Genomic DNA, 15,165 nt, shown 5'->3' on the forward strand with positions numbered 1-15,165 from the left:
CCGCGCGGGGTGATGCGCCGGGCGTGAGGACGACGCCCCGGCACGTCACCCCGCGCGGTCGCGTTTGTGCTGCGTAGGAGGCACGTGCAACCCGCATGTGCGTCCCGTGCACATCCGCCGTTTCCCAGCGCAGAGCCGCCCCGGGGTGGCAATCTGCTGAGCAATAGACACGCAACGTATGCAGAACAAAGAAATGCACGTAGCCGGAGGTGCACGTCCGTGGCGTCCAACGTCAATCCCACCGTCAGGCGACGCCGGTTGGGCCAGGAGCTGCGCCGGCTCCGCGAACTCAAGGGCATGACCGCCGAAGAGGTCGCCGAGCGCCTGCTGGTGTCGCAGTCGAAGATCAGCCGCCTGGAGAACGGGCGGCGCAGCATCAGCCAGCGCGACGTACGCGATCTGTGCGGCGTGTACGAGGTCGAGGACCACCGGGTCATCGACTCGCTGATGCAAATGGCCAAGGATTCGCGCCAGCAAGGCTGGTGGCACTCCTTCGGCGACATTCCCTACAGCGTCTACATCGGCCTGGAGACCGACGCCGCTTCCTTGCGCGTGTACGAGTCGCAGTGCATCCCCGGTCTGCTGCAGACCCGCGGCTACGCGGAGGCGCTGATCCAGGGCGCGATGCCCGAGGCCTCGCTCACGGACGTCGAGAAGCGCGTCCAGGTCCGTATCCGCCGCCAGGAGCGGATCGACGACGAGGCCAACTCGCTGCGCCTGTGGGTGGTCCTGGACGAGGCGGCGCTGCGCCGCGCCGTCGGCGGGTCCGTGGTGATGCGCGAGCAGCTGGAGCACCTCGCGGAGGTGTCCGGGCTCCCCCATGTCACCGTGCAGGTGCTGCCCTTCGAGATGGGCGCGCATCCGGGGATCACGGGGCAGTACGCGATTCTCGAGTTCCCCGACGCGGCGGACTCCAGCGTCGTCTACATCGAGGGCGTCACCAGCGACCTCTACCTGGAGAAGACGCAGGACGTGCAGAAGTACAGCGTCATGTACGAGCATCTGCGCGCCCAGGCGCTGAACGTGGAGCAGTCCCGGCAGTTCATCCTGGAAGCCGCGAAGCGCCACACGCGCTGAAGTCCGACACACTCACTGAAGGTCGAAGAAGTCCAACTCGCGTAACGGACCGCAGAGTTCAGGCCTCCGATCCGGGCCCGGCCCGTGGGAAAGCGCCGCACGGTACACCTTTCCCACGGGCTCATGGAAGACCCACCTGGAATATGCCATCCGGTCGAGTGAATGGCCCCACCGCCGCCCCCGGTCGGCGAGTAGCGTCGATCACGCCACCAACCGACATGGTGTTGGCGCAAAGCCGCAGCAAGTCCGCGGCTCAGCAAGGGATCAATGGCCAGACCGGAGCAGATCATGGCAATCACCAAGGGCGCACAGCCCACCTGGATCAAGTCCTCGTACTCCGCAGGGAACGGCGCGTGCGTGGAGATCAAGTCTCCCGCCGCCCACGCGGTGGACGTACGCGACTCCAAGGACCCGCAGGGCCCGAACCTGGCATTCGCGCCGGCTTCATGGAGCGCCTTCGTCACGGAGATGAGCCGGGTCGCCAGCTGACCCCCCAGCCAACTCCGTGAGACAACCGAACACGCAAGAAAGCACTACGCAAGACCGCAACATGCAAAACAGCACCACGCAACATCGCACCACTGACAGAGCCCTCTCGACTGGTCCGCCGTCCTGGCCGAGGGGGCTCGGCGCTGTCCGGGGCCTGCTCACCAAGAGCGTCCACCAGTAGGTCGTGAATGCGTCGAAGTCGGCGTCGATTCGCAAAGGGTTCCTGCGTCTGCCGCCCGAGCTCCAGGACACATACCCGCTGGGGTGCCACAACCCGCAGATGACGGACGCGGTGGTCTTCGACCGGCTGGCCCTACCTAGCGGGCCAACTTCCGCAGCAGGCGGAGCGACTCGTCGACGGGCAGCGCGACATCTTCCACCAGTGCCTTCATCGCAGCCCTGTACGCATCGACCTCCTCGGGATCATGCGTCATGACACTGGAAGCGAGCAGTTCGTTGTAGACGGTGGCGCCACCGCCGTCGTACACGAGGATGGTGAAGTCCCCGTTGGCTCCCGCGTGTACAGACTTTCGGAGCGGCACGATCTGAAGCACCACGTTGCCCCTACCGCTCAGCTCCTTCAGCCGTCGCAGCTGGTCCCGCATGATCTCCGGCTGCTCTTCGAACTCCTGCAACAGCACGGCTTCCTGGATGACCGCATGCAGTTCGAACGGCTCCGACAGTCGCGTCAGGAGGGCCTGCCTGGCCGAGTTCATGTCCGCCACCAGGTCCGCCTTCCGGGGCATGTCGTCCGGTGCCCCTCGAGCCAGCACGACGGCCCGCCGGTAATCGGCGGTCTGCAACAGGCCAGGCACCGTCATGGTGCAGAAGACGAACTCCCGTGACGCCTGAGCCTCCAGCTCCATGAAATCCCGCACCCCGTGCGAGATCACGTCGCTGTAGCTCGCCCACCAGCCGGCGTCGTCCGCGTCCCGGCACAGCCCCTCGAAGTAGCGGCGGTCGTCGCCCACGCGGTACAGATCCGCGAGCCGGGAGTACACGTCGAGAGAGAGTTTCGTACGCCCCGTCTCCCATCTGCTCGCCGTGGCAAGACTCACCTCCAGCCGATCGGCGACGTCTTGGAGCGTGAGCCCTTCGCGCACCCGCCAATGTCTGAGCTGAGCTCCAACTCTGCGTCTACGCGCGGATGTTGCTTCTCCCATGCGGACCTCCCGGCAGAAGTCTCGCAGTTGCGGAAGCCGCAGCGACACCCTCACACGAGTGAAAGTTTTCAGATCATGAAGAACTGCTTGCAAGGTCGAGAGGAGCGGCCGGACACTTCACAACGTCGACACCCGCCGACATCGATCCAGTACGGTCCGTGACCGCAATCGGGAGGAACCGTGACTCCGACTCGGACGAATCGACACGTTGTCGTCCATCTGTGCGCCACCGTCGACCAGTGGTTCAGCGCAGTTCGTCGAGGTATCGATCGGTGCCGGGAACGGTCGGGATGAACGGCGCCACCAACTCCACGCGGCCCAGGCCCGATTCAGCAACCCTGGAGTCAAGGCCGGTGAAGTTCCCTTCCCAGCACTCCCGCGGGTCCCGCTCCAGGAACCAGAGCAGCGTCAGCCGGGTGTCGACGCCCTCGACCTGCTTCACATACGTCATCCGGTCCCCCGGCAATGGCGTCGGCCGGAAGGCCACCACCATGGCCGCGGGGCCACCCTGGAGCACCTCCGGCAGATGCTCCGACCGCAGCCACTCCAGCAACTCGGTGCGCTGCTGGGCTCCTTCAGCGTCGATGACCTCCACCACGAGCCCCTTGTACGGGTAGTCGAGCGCATGGAAGTCCCTCGGGCCGGCGGCTCCGTCCCGATAGACCGTCGCCTCATGATCCTGGAAGGCCGTGAAGACATGCGTCCGGTCCTGGTAGACCCGTCCGTCCCGGTTCAGCCTCTTGTTGATTCCGACGGTCCACTTCATGTGCTCGTCGTAGCGCCCGTCCGTCACCCAGTACGTCGAGATGAAGCATCCGGTGGTCACCGGCTGTGCGACGGCCGACTTCTCCGGGTAGCGCAGCTCCTGGAGTTCACGGGTCGCCACCCAGCGCCGGCCTGCGAACATCCACGGCATCGCCATCGCTCCAGCGATGTAGTGATCATCTTCGTACCACCTGTGGTACTCCCGCTCATGCCCCGCGTGCGGCTCCACCATCGTGATGAGCGCATGCCCGAACTTTGCGCCGTAGGGACCGACCGACGCCAGTTTGGCGTACAGGTCCGGATAGGTGTCCTCGTGATCGCCTTCCACCGCTTGCCCTCCATCTCCCAGCCGCCTCAGCCTGTCTGACGGTACGTCAGTTTTCATCGCGTGAGAATGCCCGTAGCCCAGGAGGCTTCATGAATGAGCACCGCGTTCCGACCGACGCGCAGTCCGGACCTTTGCCCGACGCCATCGTCATCCCTGAACAGGCGCGTCGCCCCGCTCCGCTCAGGCGTTCCGCCGACGATCCGCCACATGCATACGTCCCCCGGCGCCCAGGCGCGTATCTGCGCACGTCGCTCGACCGGCGAGGAGATGAACGGGGCGTCGGCCTACAGCTCGAGGATGCCGATCAGCGGCGGACGGAGCTCGGGTGGGGCACATTCACCGAGGTCTACCGGGAGAACGACACCGGAGCTTTCAAGAAGAGACGAATCATGCGGACCGACGGCTCGGTCGACTGGGTGGTCGTACGTCCCGAGTTCCGACGCATGCTCGCCGACCTCCTCACGGGCCGTATCGACGGCGTCATCTTCTACGACACCGACCGGCTGGTGCGTCAGCCCCGGGACCTCGAAGACCTGATCGATGTCGTCGAGCACACCAAGCACCCCGCCGCAGGTGTCACCGGGGGCCTCAACCTGATCAATGGCCCCGATCGGCACACGGCCCGCATCCAGTGCATCATGGCGCTCAAAGCTTCGGAGGACACCGCCCGGAGGGTCGCACGAGGCCATCTCGCGGATGCCGCAGCGGGCAAGCTGACCGGCAGGGCCCCCTACGCATGGAACCCGGACGGGACCCTCCGCCAGGACCGGGCAAGGATCGCGGGCCGCATCTACTCGCGTTTCACGACCGGCGCATCGATCGCCGGGATCGCTCGCGAACTCAACAAGGACAACATTCCCTCGCCACGTGGGGGCGCGTGGTCACCCGCGGCGGTGAAGGGCATCCTGACCAGCCCCCGCTACTGCGGCTTCGTCTCCTACCGGGGGAAGCACCGCAGCGAGTACACCCGCCAGCGGGACGGATGGGAACGCGTCCTGCTGGGTGAGGACGGCACTCCAGTCACGGGCACATGGGAGCCCGTCGTCTCACAGAAGGTGTGGGCCCACAGCCAGCTGGAGCTCGGCCGCCGCAGGCTCCTCGACCAGGAACGGGGCATCTCGCGGAACCCCGATGGCGCCAATCAGCGCAAGTACGTGTTCACCGGATACCTCAGATGCGGCATCTGCAAGGCGCCCATGAGCGCCAAGTGGGTATCCCGGCGTGGGCACGTCATCTACTACTGTCCGGGCAAGGTCAGGGGCGCGTGTGGCAAGGTCAGCCGTCGTGCGGCGCCGGTCGACGCCCGCCTGGAAGAGCTGATCGCGGACTGGGCGCGGGCTCAGGTTTACGACCCCCTCCCAGTCGACACACCACTCCCATCGGTGACCGAGATCCAGGACCACATCTCGGCAATAACCGAGCGGAAGCGGGACCTTGTCAGGGCGTGGGCCACAGATGACGCCGCACTTCGGGGTATGAGCCCGGACGACTACTACCTGACACTCTCTACCCTGAACGCCCAACTCCGCGAGCTGTCACGACAGTTGGAGGCCACCGGCGCACGGAGCGCCGAGCCGTCGATCCGCGACTACGCAGCCGAGTGGCAGACGGGAAACCTCGAACAACGACGCACCATCGTGGCCGAGGTGTTCAAGGCCGTGTACGTCATGCCGTCCGGGAAGGGGCGTGCACCGTTCAATCCCGCCCACATCGTCCCCGAGTACGCCGAGGACCTTCCCTCCATTCACACCCAGCCGTACTCTGACGCACCGTCAGATGAGCTGCTACAGCCAGGAGGCGACCGATGGTGAATGCGGAACTGCTTGCGGGGAAGACCGTGATCGTCTCCGGGGTGGGCGCGGGGCTCGGCCGCCAGGTGGTGGAGGCCGTGCTGCGCGACGGCGGGAACGCGGTGCTCGGGGCGCGCACCGAGGCCCATCTCGCTGCATGCGCAAAGGAGTTGGACCCGGAGGGCAAGCGGACCGCGTTCCGCTCGACCGACATCGCCGACGAGGCGCAGTGCGAGGCGCTCGCGGATCTGGCGCGCGAGCGATTCGGTGGCGTGGACGCGGTCGTCCACGTCGCGGCCTGGGACAGCTACTTCGGCGGCCTGGAGGATGCCGACTTCGAGACCTGGAGCAAGGTCGTCGACGTGAACCTGTTCGGCACGCTGCGGATGACCCGCGCCTGCCTGCCCGCCCTCAAGGAGCGCGGCGGCTCGGTCGTCTTCATCGGGACGCAGTCGGCGATCGCGGCGCCCTCCCAGGTCCGGCAGGCGGCGTACGCGGCGTCCAAGGGCGCCCTGACGAGCGCCATGTACTCGCTGGCGCGGGAGGTCGGGCCGCACCGGGTCCGGGTGAACACCGTGCTGCCCGGCTGGATGTGGGGCCCGCCCGTGCAGGCCTACGTACAGATCACCGCGCAGACCGAGGGCGTGCCCGAGGACGAGGTGCTCGGGCGGCTCACCGAGCGGATGGCGCTGCCGGACCTCGCGACGGACGGGGACGTGGCGGACGCGGCGGTGTTCCTCGCCTCCGACCGGGCGCGCGCGATCACCGGCCAGCAGCTCCTGGTGAACGCCGGAGAACTCATGCGGTAGCCGACCGGCTCGGGACACCTGCCGATACCGCAGGTCAGCCAGGGTGAACCGGCCCCTCCCCGAGTTTCGCCACGTTCTGAATTCTGTCCGGGGTTCATATCCATGACTGCAGAACCCTTGACCGGCCCCAAGCACGGAGGTTCAATCCCCCACGTCCCCAACACCCTTACCGGGGGCAACCGTTGTGCAGCGGAACCCCTGGAGGGGGCACATGAACAGTCTCGACTGGGTCGTGCTCATCGCCTACTTCGGCGTGATGGTCGCGATCGGCGTCTGGTCCCACAAGCGCGTCGACAACGTTTCCGACTTCTTCACCGCGGGCGGCAAGATGCCGTGGTGGCTGTCCGGCATCTCGCACCACATGTCCGGCTACAGCGCGGTGATGTTCACCGGGTACGCCGGTATCGCGTACACCTACGGCGTGACGTCCTTCGTCACCTGGTCCTTCCCGATCGCGCTCGGCATCGCCATCGGCGCCCGGCTGTTCGCGCCGCGCATCAACCGGCTGCGCTCCAAGCTCCATGTGGCCTCCCCGCTGGAGTACTTGAAGAATCGCTACAACCTGGGCACCCAACAGGCGCTCGCCTGGTCCGGGATGCTGCTGAAGATCGTCGACGTGGCCGCGAAGTGGGCGGCCATCGCCACCCTGCTGTCCGTGTTCACGGGTGTGTCCCTGAACCAGGGCATCCTCATCACCGGTGCCATCACCGCGGTCTACTGCACGATCGGCGGCCTGTGGGCGGACGCGCTCACCGAACTCGGCCAGTTCATCATCCAGTTGCTGGCCGGGGTCTCGATGTTCATCGCGGTCGTCCTCAAGCTCAGCGACAAGCACATCGGCTTCTTCGAGGCCTGGAGCCGGCCCGAGCTGCAGGGCCACGACAAGCCGCTGGTCGGCCCGTACGGCACGGTCTTCCTGCTCGCGTTCCTCTTCATCAAGCTCTTCGAATACAACGGCGGCATGCTCAACCAGGCCCAGCGCTACATGGCGACGAGCAGCGGGCGCGAGGCCAAGCGGTCCGCCTACCTGTCGGCCTCGCTCTGGCTGATCTGGCCGGTCGTCCTCTTCTTCCCGATGTGGATGTCGCCGCTGCTCGTGCAGGCGCAGAAGCCGGACGGCTCCGACTCGTACGGCCTGATGACCGAACAGCTGCTGCCGCACGGCCTGTTGGGCCTGGTCATCGTCGGCTTCTTCTCGCACACGATGGCCATGTGCTCCTCCGACGCCAACGCGATCGCGGCCGTCTTCACGCGGGACGTGGCACCCGCGCTCTCCTCGAAGGCACGGCAGTGGGGCCCCCGCACCGGCCTGTTGGCGGCCCGACTGACGACGGTGATCTTCCTGGGCCTGTCCATGGCGGTCGCCACGCAGGTCAACTCGCCCACGTTCAAGGACATCATCACGGTGGTCATCAAGTGGGTGGCCGGTCTGATGGGCCCGATCGCGATCCCGATGATGCTCGGCCTGCTGCGCCAGTTCCGCCGCTCCGGGCCGACCGCCGCGCTCACCAGCTGGGGCATGGGTCTGCTCGCGTTCTGGCTGGTGAACTACCCGATCAGCTGGAACATCGAGGGCGGCGTGCCGCTCCAGTACCAGGTGTCGATCCCGCTCGCCGTCTCCCTGGTCCTCTACATCCTCATCGGCTACATCAAGCCCGAGGACACCCCGGAGCGCGACGCGATCATCGCGACCATCAACTCCGACGACGACGGCGCTGCTGCGGCGGCGGTACCGGCACCGGCCGGCGCGAGCGACAACGTACTCGGATCACGGGTGAAGGACTGACCGAAGGACCAACCACCACTGGGCCGCACCTTCCGGGGTGCGGCCTACGCCCGCGGGTACCGCGCCAGCCACCCCGCCGAAGCCGACCCCGGCCCATGCAGCGCAGCGCCTTGCGTCATCTCCATCGCGAAGTCGTCCGCAAGCTCCAGGATCGTGGGCCGACCCTCCACCTCCGCCACCCACGCGGGCGGCAACGCCGTCTCCCCGTGCAGCGCCCCGAGCAGGCTCCCGCACAACGCGCCGACCTGCGCGGAGGGCCCGTCGTGGTGCACGGCGAGGCCGAGTCCGTGCCGGATGTCGTCGCTGACGAGCGCGCAGTACACGGCGGCCGCGAGCACGCCGGTCGCGTCCCCGTCGCCCACCAGCTCCCCGACCCGCGCCGCGGTCGGCATGCCCTGCCGTACGGCGCCGAGCGCGTGCTTGAGCGCGTCCGCGACGGGCGGGTGCCCGGGGCGCGCGGCGAGCAGGGCAAGGGCGCGCTGCACGGCGGCGTCGAGGGAGTCGCCGCGCGCGAGGGCGTGTACGAGGACCGCGTACGCGCCCGCCGCCAGGTAGGCCTCCGCGGCGCCGTGGGTGTGCACGGCGCACTCGACGGAGAGCTGGAACACGAGCTGCGGCTCCCAGCCGACGAGGAGCCCGAACGGCGCGGAGCGGGTCGCCGCCTCGGCGCCGTCCGCGTCCAGGTTCTTGGGTCGGTCGAGCGTCCCCATGACGTCGTTGCCGAGCCCCAGCAGGCACGCCTGCGCGGCGCCCCGCCGCGAGTACAGCCACTCCTCGCGGGCCAGCCAGCCGTCCTCCTTGCGGCGCAGGTCGGGACCCCAGTCGCGCTGGGTCGCCGCCCACCGCAGATAGGCGCGGTGCACATCGGTCGGCGGGTGCCAGGCGCCGGTGTCGCGGCGCACCTGGGCGCGGATGAGCCCGTCGACGGTGAACAGGGTCAACTGGGTGGCGGCCGTGATGGCGCCGGTCCGCCCGTACACGGGCACCAGCTGCTTGAGCCCCTCGTCCCCGTGCTCGGCGTGGATCCCGTCGAGCGTGAGGCCGTCGAGCGGGGCGCCGAGGGTGTCACCGAGTGCGCCACCGAGCAGGGTCCCGCGCACTCTGCTGCGGAAGTCCTGCTGTTCGGTGCGGCCCCAGACGGCCGCCGCGTTGGGCGCTGCGCCCATGGGGGACTCCTCCTGTCACGACCCTCGACCCTTCGGCTTCGAGCACTGTAATCGACCGACGTCGACCAGGAATGTTCACGAAGTGATGGGATCGTGGACGCCTGCGCTCACGCGGAGCACGGGCGGTTGTTCGTGGGTCCCGCCTCGCCCAGATCGATGGTCTGCTCATCGGCGATGAAGGGCTCGTCCCAGACACGGCAGGCCATCGCGATGCGATGGATTCCCTCTCTGATCAGCTCGTCCTCGGACACTCCCAGGCGTCCTGACGCTTCTTTGATCAGCGCGATGTCCGCTTCGTCCGCGTGAACACGTACAAGTTTCAGCCCCATGGCAACTCAGCCGTACCAGGTCACATTGCAGATGTAGACACAGGCGTGCCGGGGAATCGCGAGGAAGCTGATGAATCCGCCACCACTCCCGGCGGAAGCCCTTCCATGACGTACTCGGCGCTCGGGTTGTAGTCCCAGGTCCAGTCGGTCACAACCCGGCCTCTGCCTCAGCCGTCTCCCGGATCGCCCGGATCTCGGCCATGGGGGCACGCAGGTCTCCCTCTCCCGCATCGACCAGCCCCTCCAGCTCCCGCAGCCGGGCTGCCCGCGCGGGGTGCCGCTCGATCGCCACGAACACGGCCCAGGAGTGAACGAACGCTCGCAGAGGTGCCAGGCTCTGGGTCTGCTGCGCATTCGTCGTCGCCTCGAAGAGGTGTTGCGTGAGCGCGGGCACCCGGCTCGGCGCGATCCTGGCGACGGCTGCCCGCAGAGCGTCCGGCGTGAGCTCGGGCATGGGGATCAGCGGTCCGTACGGGCCGTCAGCCTGGACACTCACGATGACCTCCGGGCCGATCGCGGTGAGCGAGAGGTTCTCGTGCTGCGCCAGGTGATGCCCGACGACGGTGAACTCGGACATGTGGCGCTCCCGGGAGCGGTGAAGGCCGCGTGGCGGTGTGGCCGAACGGCCGGAATGGGCGCGCGAAGGCGCGCTAATCTGTTGCCCAGACATCGGGAAGCCTCTTTCTTCCTTGGTGGTTAGGCCCTCGTCCGGGATGCCAGTCCCGGCGGGGGCCGCTTTGCATATGCGGCAGAGAGTGCACCACGAACTCGCTTGTTCGCCAGTCGAGTTGGCGATCGTCACTCTCGCGAGTGATGCCCCTCCGGTGGCTTACGTCCGGAGGTGAGGTGGGTGGGTTTGGTTTTTCCCAACCCTTTCTTTGGGGGGTGGCGTACCGGATCACCGGATCACGCCAACTCGGGTTCCGGAGCGCCATCCACATCCGCGAACCCCGGAAACATTGCCCCGAAAACCGCCCCACCGCCCCTCCCGACGGAGGACCCTGGAAACACACGTCTTCTGGTGCTGAGGGGCATCGGAAAGGGTGGGACGCCATGGACGCGGACAAGGGGCAGGGTCTTGCGAGCGCGGCCAACCGCTTCACCACGCGTTCCGTGGACGAGGCGCGCGCCGTGCTGTCGCAGCAGTTCTACGACATGAAGCTGGACACGCCCACGGCACAGGACTTCGAGCTCGACGCCGACGTCGTGGTGCTGGGTGGCGTGACGATCGGGCGCATGTCGTTCGGCGCCTCCATCCGGGTCTACGTCCCCGACCTGGAGGGCTACCACGTCGTGGCGCCGACGACCGGCTCCTTCAGCATCGGTCAGGGCCGGGCGCCCGACACCCCCGTGTCGGCCCGCACGGGCGGCATGATGAATCCCCCGAAGAGCTTCCGGGTCGGCGACTTCTCGCCCGACTGCGACACCCTCACCATCAAGATCGACAAGGCGGCGGTGCACCGACAGCTGGAGGTACTGCTGGGCAGGCCCGCACACCGCAATGCCGACTTCAGCCCGTCGTTCGACATCTCCCGGGGAGCCGGCCGCAGTTGGGCGGGTCTGGCGCGCTGGGCCGCGCTCGACGCGAACAGCCCGGGCGGCTTGCTCCAGAGCCCCATGGTTCGGGGGCGGATCGAACAGACCTTGCTGGAAGGCCTGTTGCTCGCCACCGACCACCGCTACCGCGACGCCCTCGACGCGCCTCCGCTCTCCATGCCCGCCGTCGCTGTGAAGCGCGTCATGGACGCGGTGCGCGACAACCCGGCCGAGCCCTGGGACGCGAACCGGCTCGCCGCCGTCGCCCAGGTCGGCCTGCGCACGCTGCAGGAGGCGTTCCGGTCACAGGCGCGCATGACGCCCATGGGGTACGTGCACGAGGTGCGGATGCAGCACGTGCGGATGGCGCTGCGCGTCGCCGCACCCGGCGAGACCACGGTCACCGAGGTCGCCTACCGCTGGGGCTTCGCCCACCTGGGCCGGTTCTCCCGGCGCTACCGGGACCGGTTCGGCGAGCCCCCTTCCCGTACGCTCGCCGCCTCGCGAAGCCTCGCGCGAACCGGATAGCGGACCCGCGCAAAACGGCGAGACCGGCCCCGGGAGCGGGCCGTACCTTCCTGATACCGCCCCGCTCACGGGATGTCGCGGAAGATGGACGGTGTCGGCGCCGCCCACCCGCCGCTCCCCTCCATCCCACGTACGGCGGCGGACTGTGGCGCAGGCAGAGCGGGAGAGCCTGCGCGCTCGGGCCCGGCCGCCCACCTTGTCAGCGGCGGCGGGCCCGGGACCCGACCGTTCTGTGGCGCCCCGCTCCTACGGCTCCAACACCGGCAGCAGCTCCGGCAGATGGCCGTCCGACGCCTGGGCGGCGCCCACCCGCTCCTCGGGCACCTCCCCGTACAAGGTGGTCCGCGGCTTCGACGGGCGGCCCGCCGCGTCCGCGACCGCGATCAGGTCCTTGACCGACTTGTACGAGCCGTAGGACGAGCCCGCCATCCGGGAGATGGTCTCCTCCATGAGCGTGCCGCCCAGGTCGTTGGCGCCCGAGCGCAGCATCTCGGCCGCGCCCTCCGTCCCCAACTTCACCCAGCTGGTCTGGATGTTGGGGATGTGCGGGTGCAGGAGGACGCGGGCCATCGCCGTGACCGCCCGGTTGTCGCGGGTGGTCGGGCCGGGGCGCGCGATGCCCGCCAGGTAGACCGGCGCGTTGGTGTGGATGAAGGGGAGCGTCACGAACTCCGTGAAGCCGCCGGTCTCCTGCTGGATGGACGCCAGGGTGCGCAGGTGGCCGAGCCAGTGGCGGGGCTGGTCCACGTGCCCGTACATCATCGTCGAGGACGAGCGGATGCCCAGCTCGTGGGCGGTCTTGATGACCTCGATCCACGTCGCCGCCGGCAGCTTGCCCTTCGTGAGGATCCAGCGGACCTCGTCGTCGAGGATCTCGGCCGCCGTGCCGGGGATGGAGTCGAGGCCCGCCTCGCGCGCGGCGGTCAGCCACTCGCGGATGGACATGCCGGTGCGGGTCGCGCCGTTGACGACCTCCATCGGCGAGAAGGCGTGGACGTGCATGCCGGGCACGCGCTCCTTGACCGCCTTCGCGATGTCGAAGTACGCCGTACCGGGCAGGTCCGGGTGGATGCCGCCCTGCATACAGACCTCAACTGCCCCTACGTCCCAGGCCTGTTGGGCCCGGTCCGCGACCTGGTCCAGGGACAGGGTGTACGCGTCGGCGTCCGTGCGGCGCTGCGCGAAGGCGCAGAAGCGGCAGCCGGTGTAGCAGACGTTCGTGAAGTTGATGTTCCGCGTGACGATGTACGTGACGTCGTCGCCGACCACCGACTTACGGATGTCGTCCGCGATGCCGCAGAGGGCGTCGAGGGCCGGGCCGTCCGCGTGCAGGAGGGCGAGTGCCTCGTCGTCGGTGAGCTTCGTCGGGTCGTCGGCCGCCTGCTTGAGCGCCTGGCGTACGTCGCCGTCGATGCGCGAGGGCACCATGCCGGGCGCGGCCTGCTCGCGCAGCGCCTCCCAGTCGCCGTACACGACGTCGAAGTCATCGCGACGGTCCTTCGTACGGCCCTCGGTGTCGATGGTGCGGTGCAGGTCGGTGCGGCCGCTGGCGGTGAACTCCTCGTCGGGCTCCTGCCAGGGGCGGCCGACGACGGGCGCGTCGGCCACGGCGAGGCCGTCGGTGTCGGACAGGGCGTTGACGTGCGGGAGCAGGCGCGGGTCCAGCCACGGCTCGCCGCGCGTCACGAACTCCGGGTAGACACACAGCCGTTCACGCAGCTCGAAGCCGACCTCCGCCGACTGCGCCGCCAGCTCCTCCAGCTTCGGCCACGGCTTCTCGGGGTTCACGTGGTCGATGGTCACCGGGGAGACGCCGCCCCAGTCGTCGATCCCTGCGTCGATGAGGCGCGCGTACTCGCCGTCGACGAGGTTCGGCGGGGCCTGGAGGTTCCCCGAGGGGCCCATGATGTGGCGGGCCACGGCGACCGTCGCGACGAGGTCGTCGAGTTCGGCGTCCGGCATGCCGCGCATCGCCGTGTCCGGCTTGGCGCGGAAGTTCTGGATGATCAGCTCTTGGATGCCGTGGTACGAGCGGGCGACGCGGCGCAGCGCGAACAGCGAGTCGGCGCGCTCCTCGTACGTCTCACCGATCCCGATGAGGAGTCCGGAGGTGAACGGCACGGACGAGCGGCCCGCGTCCTCCAACACCCGCAGCCGGACGGCCGGTTCCTTGTCGGGCGAGCCGTAGTGCGGCATCCCCGGCTCGGACCAGAGCCGCTCGGCGGTCGTCTCCAGCATCATGCCCATGGAGGGCGCGACGGGCTTGAGCCGCTGGAAGTCCGTCCAGGACATCACCCCGGGGTTGAGGTGCGGCAGCAGCCCGGTCTCCTCCAGGATGCGAATGGATATGGCGCGCACGTACGCGATGGTGTCGTCGTAGCCGTGCGCGTCGAGCCACTCGCGGGCCTCGGGCCACCGGTCCTCCGGCTTGTCGCCGAGGGTGATCAGGGCTTCCTTGCATCCGAGTTCGGCACCCTTGCGCGCGATGTCGAGGACCTCGTCGGGCGACATGAACATTCCGTGACCCTCGCGGCGCAGTTTGCCGGGGACGGTCACGAACGTGCAGTAGTGGCACTTGTCACGGCACAGCCGAGTGAGCGGGATGAACACGCTCTTGCTGTACGTGATGACACCCGGCCGGCCCGCCGCCTCCAGGCCCGCGTCGCGCACGCGGGCGGCGGACGTGGTGAGGTCGGCCAGGTCGTCGCCGCGCGCCTGAAGCAGCACGGCGGCCTCCGTGACATCGAGCGCCACACCGTCTCTGGCCCTTTTCAGTGCGCGGCGCATCGCGTTGGCGGTGGGACGGTCTGCCTCGGGGGGCTGCGGTACGGCGTCCTGATCACTCATGAACCGAGCATACGAGCGCCATCCGGACACTACGAGGGCGCCCGCCTGTGCCCTTCCCGACGCCCCCGTCCTCCCCTACGCTCCCGGCATGCTTCTGCGCGCACGACCCACGACCGTACTGATGCTGCTGGGCGGGCTGCTGCTCGGCGGTGTTCCGGCGACCGCATCCGCGTCCGCCCCCACGACCGGGACGACTTCGACAGCTGCTGCCGCGAACAGTCCAGCGACGAAGTCCGCCTCCAAGACGAGCCCACAGGCCACCAACAGGACGGTCATCACGAAGGTCGGCAAGACCGTCAACAAATCGTTCGGCAAGAAGAGCAAGAAGAAAAAGAAGAAGAAGAGCTCGTTCGGGGTGATCGGCCTGATCCTGCTCGTGCTGGTCGTCATCGTCGTGCTGCTCGTCCTGACCCGGTTCCTGCGCGGCCGGAAGTCGTAGCAATAGCTGTAGCCATAGCCGTACGCAATCTGCCGCTCCCCTTCCCTTCGAGGGGAGTTCACGGCTCAATGCCAGGGTCACCCACGTCACATCCGACACCCTGGGGAGCCGCA

Annotated in this window: 13 protein-coding genes; 7 read left to right on the top strand and 6 right to left on the bottom strand. The window is 68.3% G+C overall.

What is annotated here, in order from left to right:
* Positions 1 to 219 precede the first annotated feature (219 nt).
* Positions 220 to 1,077: a type II toxin-antitoxin system RelB family anti-toxin gene (relB, locus tag OG746_RS02665; protein WP_266711241.1), complete on the top strand. Its 858-nt coding sequence runs from the start codon at positions 220 to 222 to the stop codon at positions 1,075 to 1,077.
* Positions 1,078 to 1,365: 288 nt separating this feature from the next.
* Entirely contained in the window at positions 1,366 to 1,566 is a 201-nt protein-coding gene (locus tag OG746_RS02670) for a DUF397 domain-containing protein (protein WP_266711242.1), read from the top strand.
* Positions 1,567 to 1,883: 317 nt separating this feature from the next.
* Here the strand turns inward: OG746_RS02670 and OG746_RS02675 are convergent, their stop codons facing one another.
* Together OG746_RS02675 and OG746_RS02680 are read right to left on the bottom strand one after the other, a co-directional pair.
* A complete protein-coding gene (locus OG746_RS02675; protein WP_266718672.1) occupies positions 1,884 to 2,729 on the bottom strand; it encodes a helix-turn-helix domain-containing protein in 846 nt (281 codons plus the stop codon).
* Between the two features lie 244 nt (positions 2,730 to 2,973).
* Positions 2,974 to 3,879 carry a hypothetical protein gene (locus OG746_RS02680; protein ID WP_524540364.1) on the bottom strand — a complete coding sequence of 302 codons (906 nt, stop codon included), beginning with the start codon at positions 3,877 to 3,879 and terminating at the stop codon, positions 2,974 to 2,976.
* A 74-nt stretch (positions 3,880 to 3,953) separates the two neighbouring features.
* On the opposite strand from OG746_RS02680, the gene OG746_RS02685 reads away from it, so the two are divergent.
* From OG746_RS02685 to OG746_RS02695, 3 genes are all read left to right on the top strand, one after another.
* Complete coding sequence (locus OG746_RS02685; RefSeq protein WP_266711244.1) at positions 3,954 to 5,633, top strand: recombinase family protein; 1,680 nt, start codon at positions 3,954 to 3,956, stop codon at positions 5,631 to 5,633.
* The gene (locus OG746_RS02690; RefSeq protein WP_266711245.1) at positions 5,627 to 6,421 is read left to right on the top strand and encodes an SDR family oxidoreductase; all 795 of its coding nucleotides are present in this window, start codon (positions 5,627 to 5,629) and stop codon (positions 6,419 to 6,421) included. Before OG746_RS02685 ends, OG746_RS02690 begins: the two co-directional genes overlap by 7 nt.
* Before the next feature lie 211 nt (positions 6,422 to 6,632).
* Positions 6,633 to 8,207 (top strand): sodium:solute symporter family protein, encoded by a 1,575-nt coding sequence (locus OG746_RS02695; protein WP_266711246.1) that lies wholly within the window; start codon positions 6,633 to 6,635, stop codon positions 8,205 to 8,207.
* Between the two features lie 44 nt (positions 8,208 to 8,251).
* Here the strand turns inward: OG746_RS02695 and OG746_RS02700 are convergent, their stop codons facing one another.
* The 3 genes from OG746_RS02700 to OG746_RS02710 form a co-directional block, all read right to left on the bottom strand.
* Complete coding sequence (locus OG746_RS02700; RefSeq protein WP_266711247.1) at positions 8,252 to 9,373, bottom strand: ADP-ribosylglycohydrolase family protein; 1,122 nt, start codon at positions 9,371 to 9,373, stop codon at positions 8,252 to 8,254.
* Between the two features lie 107 nt (positions 9,374 to 9,480).
* Positions 9,481 to 9,702, bottom strand: coding sequence for a hypothetical protein (locus OG746_RS02705; protein ID WP_266711248.1), 222 nt, complete (start codon positions 9,700 to 9,702; stop codon positions 9,481 to 9,483).
* 148 nt (positions 9,703 to 9,850) lie between these two features.
* Positions 9,851 to 10,198, bottom strand: coding sequence for a DUF6247 family protein (locus tag OG746_RS02710; protein WP_266718674.1), 348 nt, complete (start codon positions 10,196 to 10,198; stop codon positions 9,851 to 9,853).
* Between the two features lie 557 nt (positions 10,199 to 10,755).
* On the opposite strand from OG746_RS02710, the gene OG746_RS02715 reads away from it, so the two are divergent.
* Entirely contained in the window at positions 10,756 to 11,766 is a 1,011-nt protein-coding gene (locus tag OG746_RS02715) for an AraC family transcriptional regulator (RefSeq protein ID WP_266711249.1), read from the top strand.
* A gap of 246 nt (positions 11,767 to 12,012) precedes the next feature.
* Here OG746_RS02715 and OG746_RS02720 read toward each other — a convergent pair whose 3' ends face one another.
* Entirely contained in the window at positions 12,013 to 14,613 is a 2,601-nt protein-coding gene (locus OG746_RS02720) for a bifunctional FO biosynthesis protein CofGH (RefSeq protein WP_266711250.1), read from the bottom strand.
* Between the two features lie 88 nt (positions 14,614 to 14,701).
* Between OG746_RS02720 and OG746_RS02725 the strand changes: the two genes are divergently transcribed.
* Positions 14,702 to 15,052 (top strand): hypothetical protein, encoded by a 351-nt coding sequence (locus tag OG746_RS02725; protein WP_266711251.1) that lies wholly within the window; start codon positions 14,702 to 14,704, stop codon positions 15,050 to 15,052.
* The last annotated feature ends 113 nt before the right edge of the window (positions 15,053 to 15,165 follow it).

Source organism: Streptomyces sp. NBC_01016 (genome assembly GCF_026341035.1).
Lineage (GTDB): Bacteria > Actinomycetota > Actinomycetes > Streptomycetales > Streptomycetaceae > Streptomyces.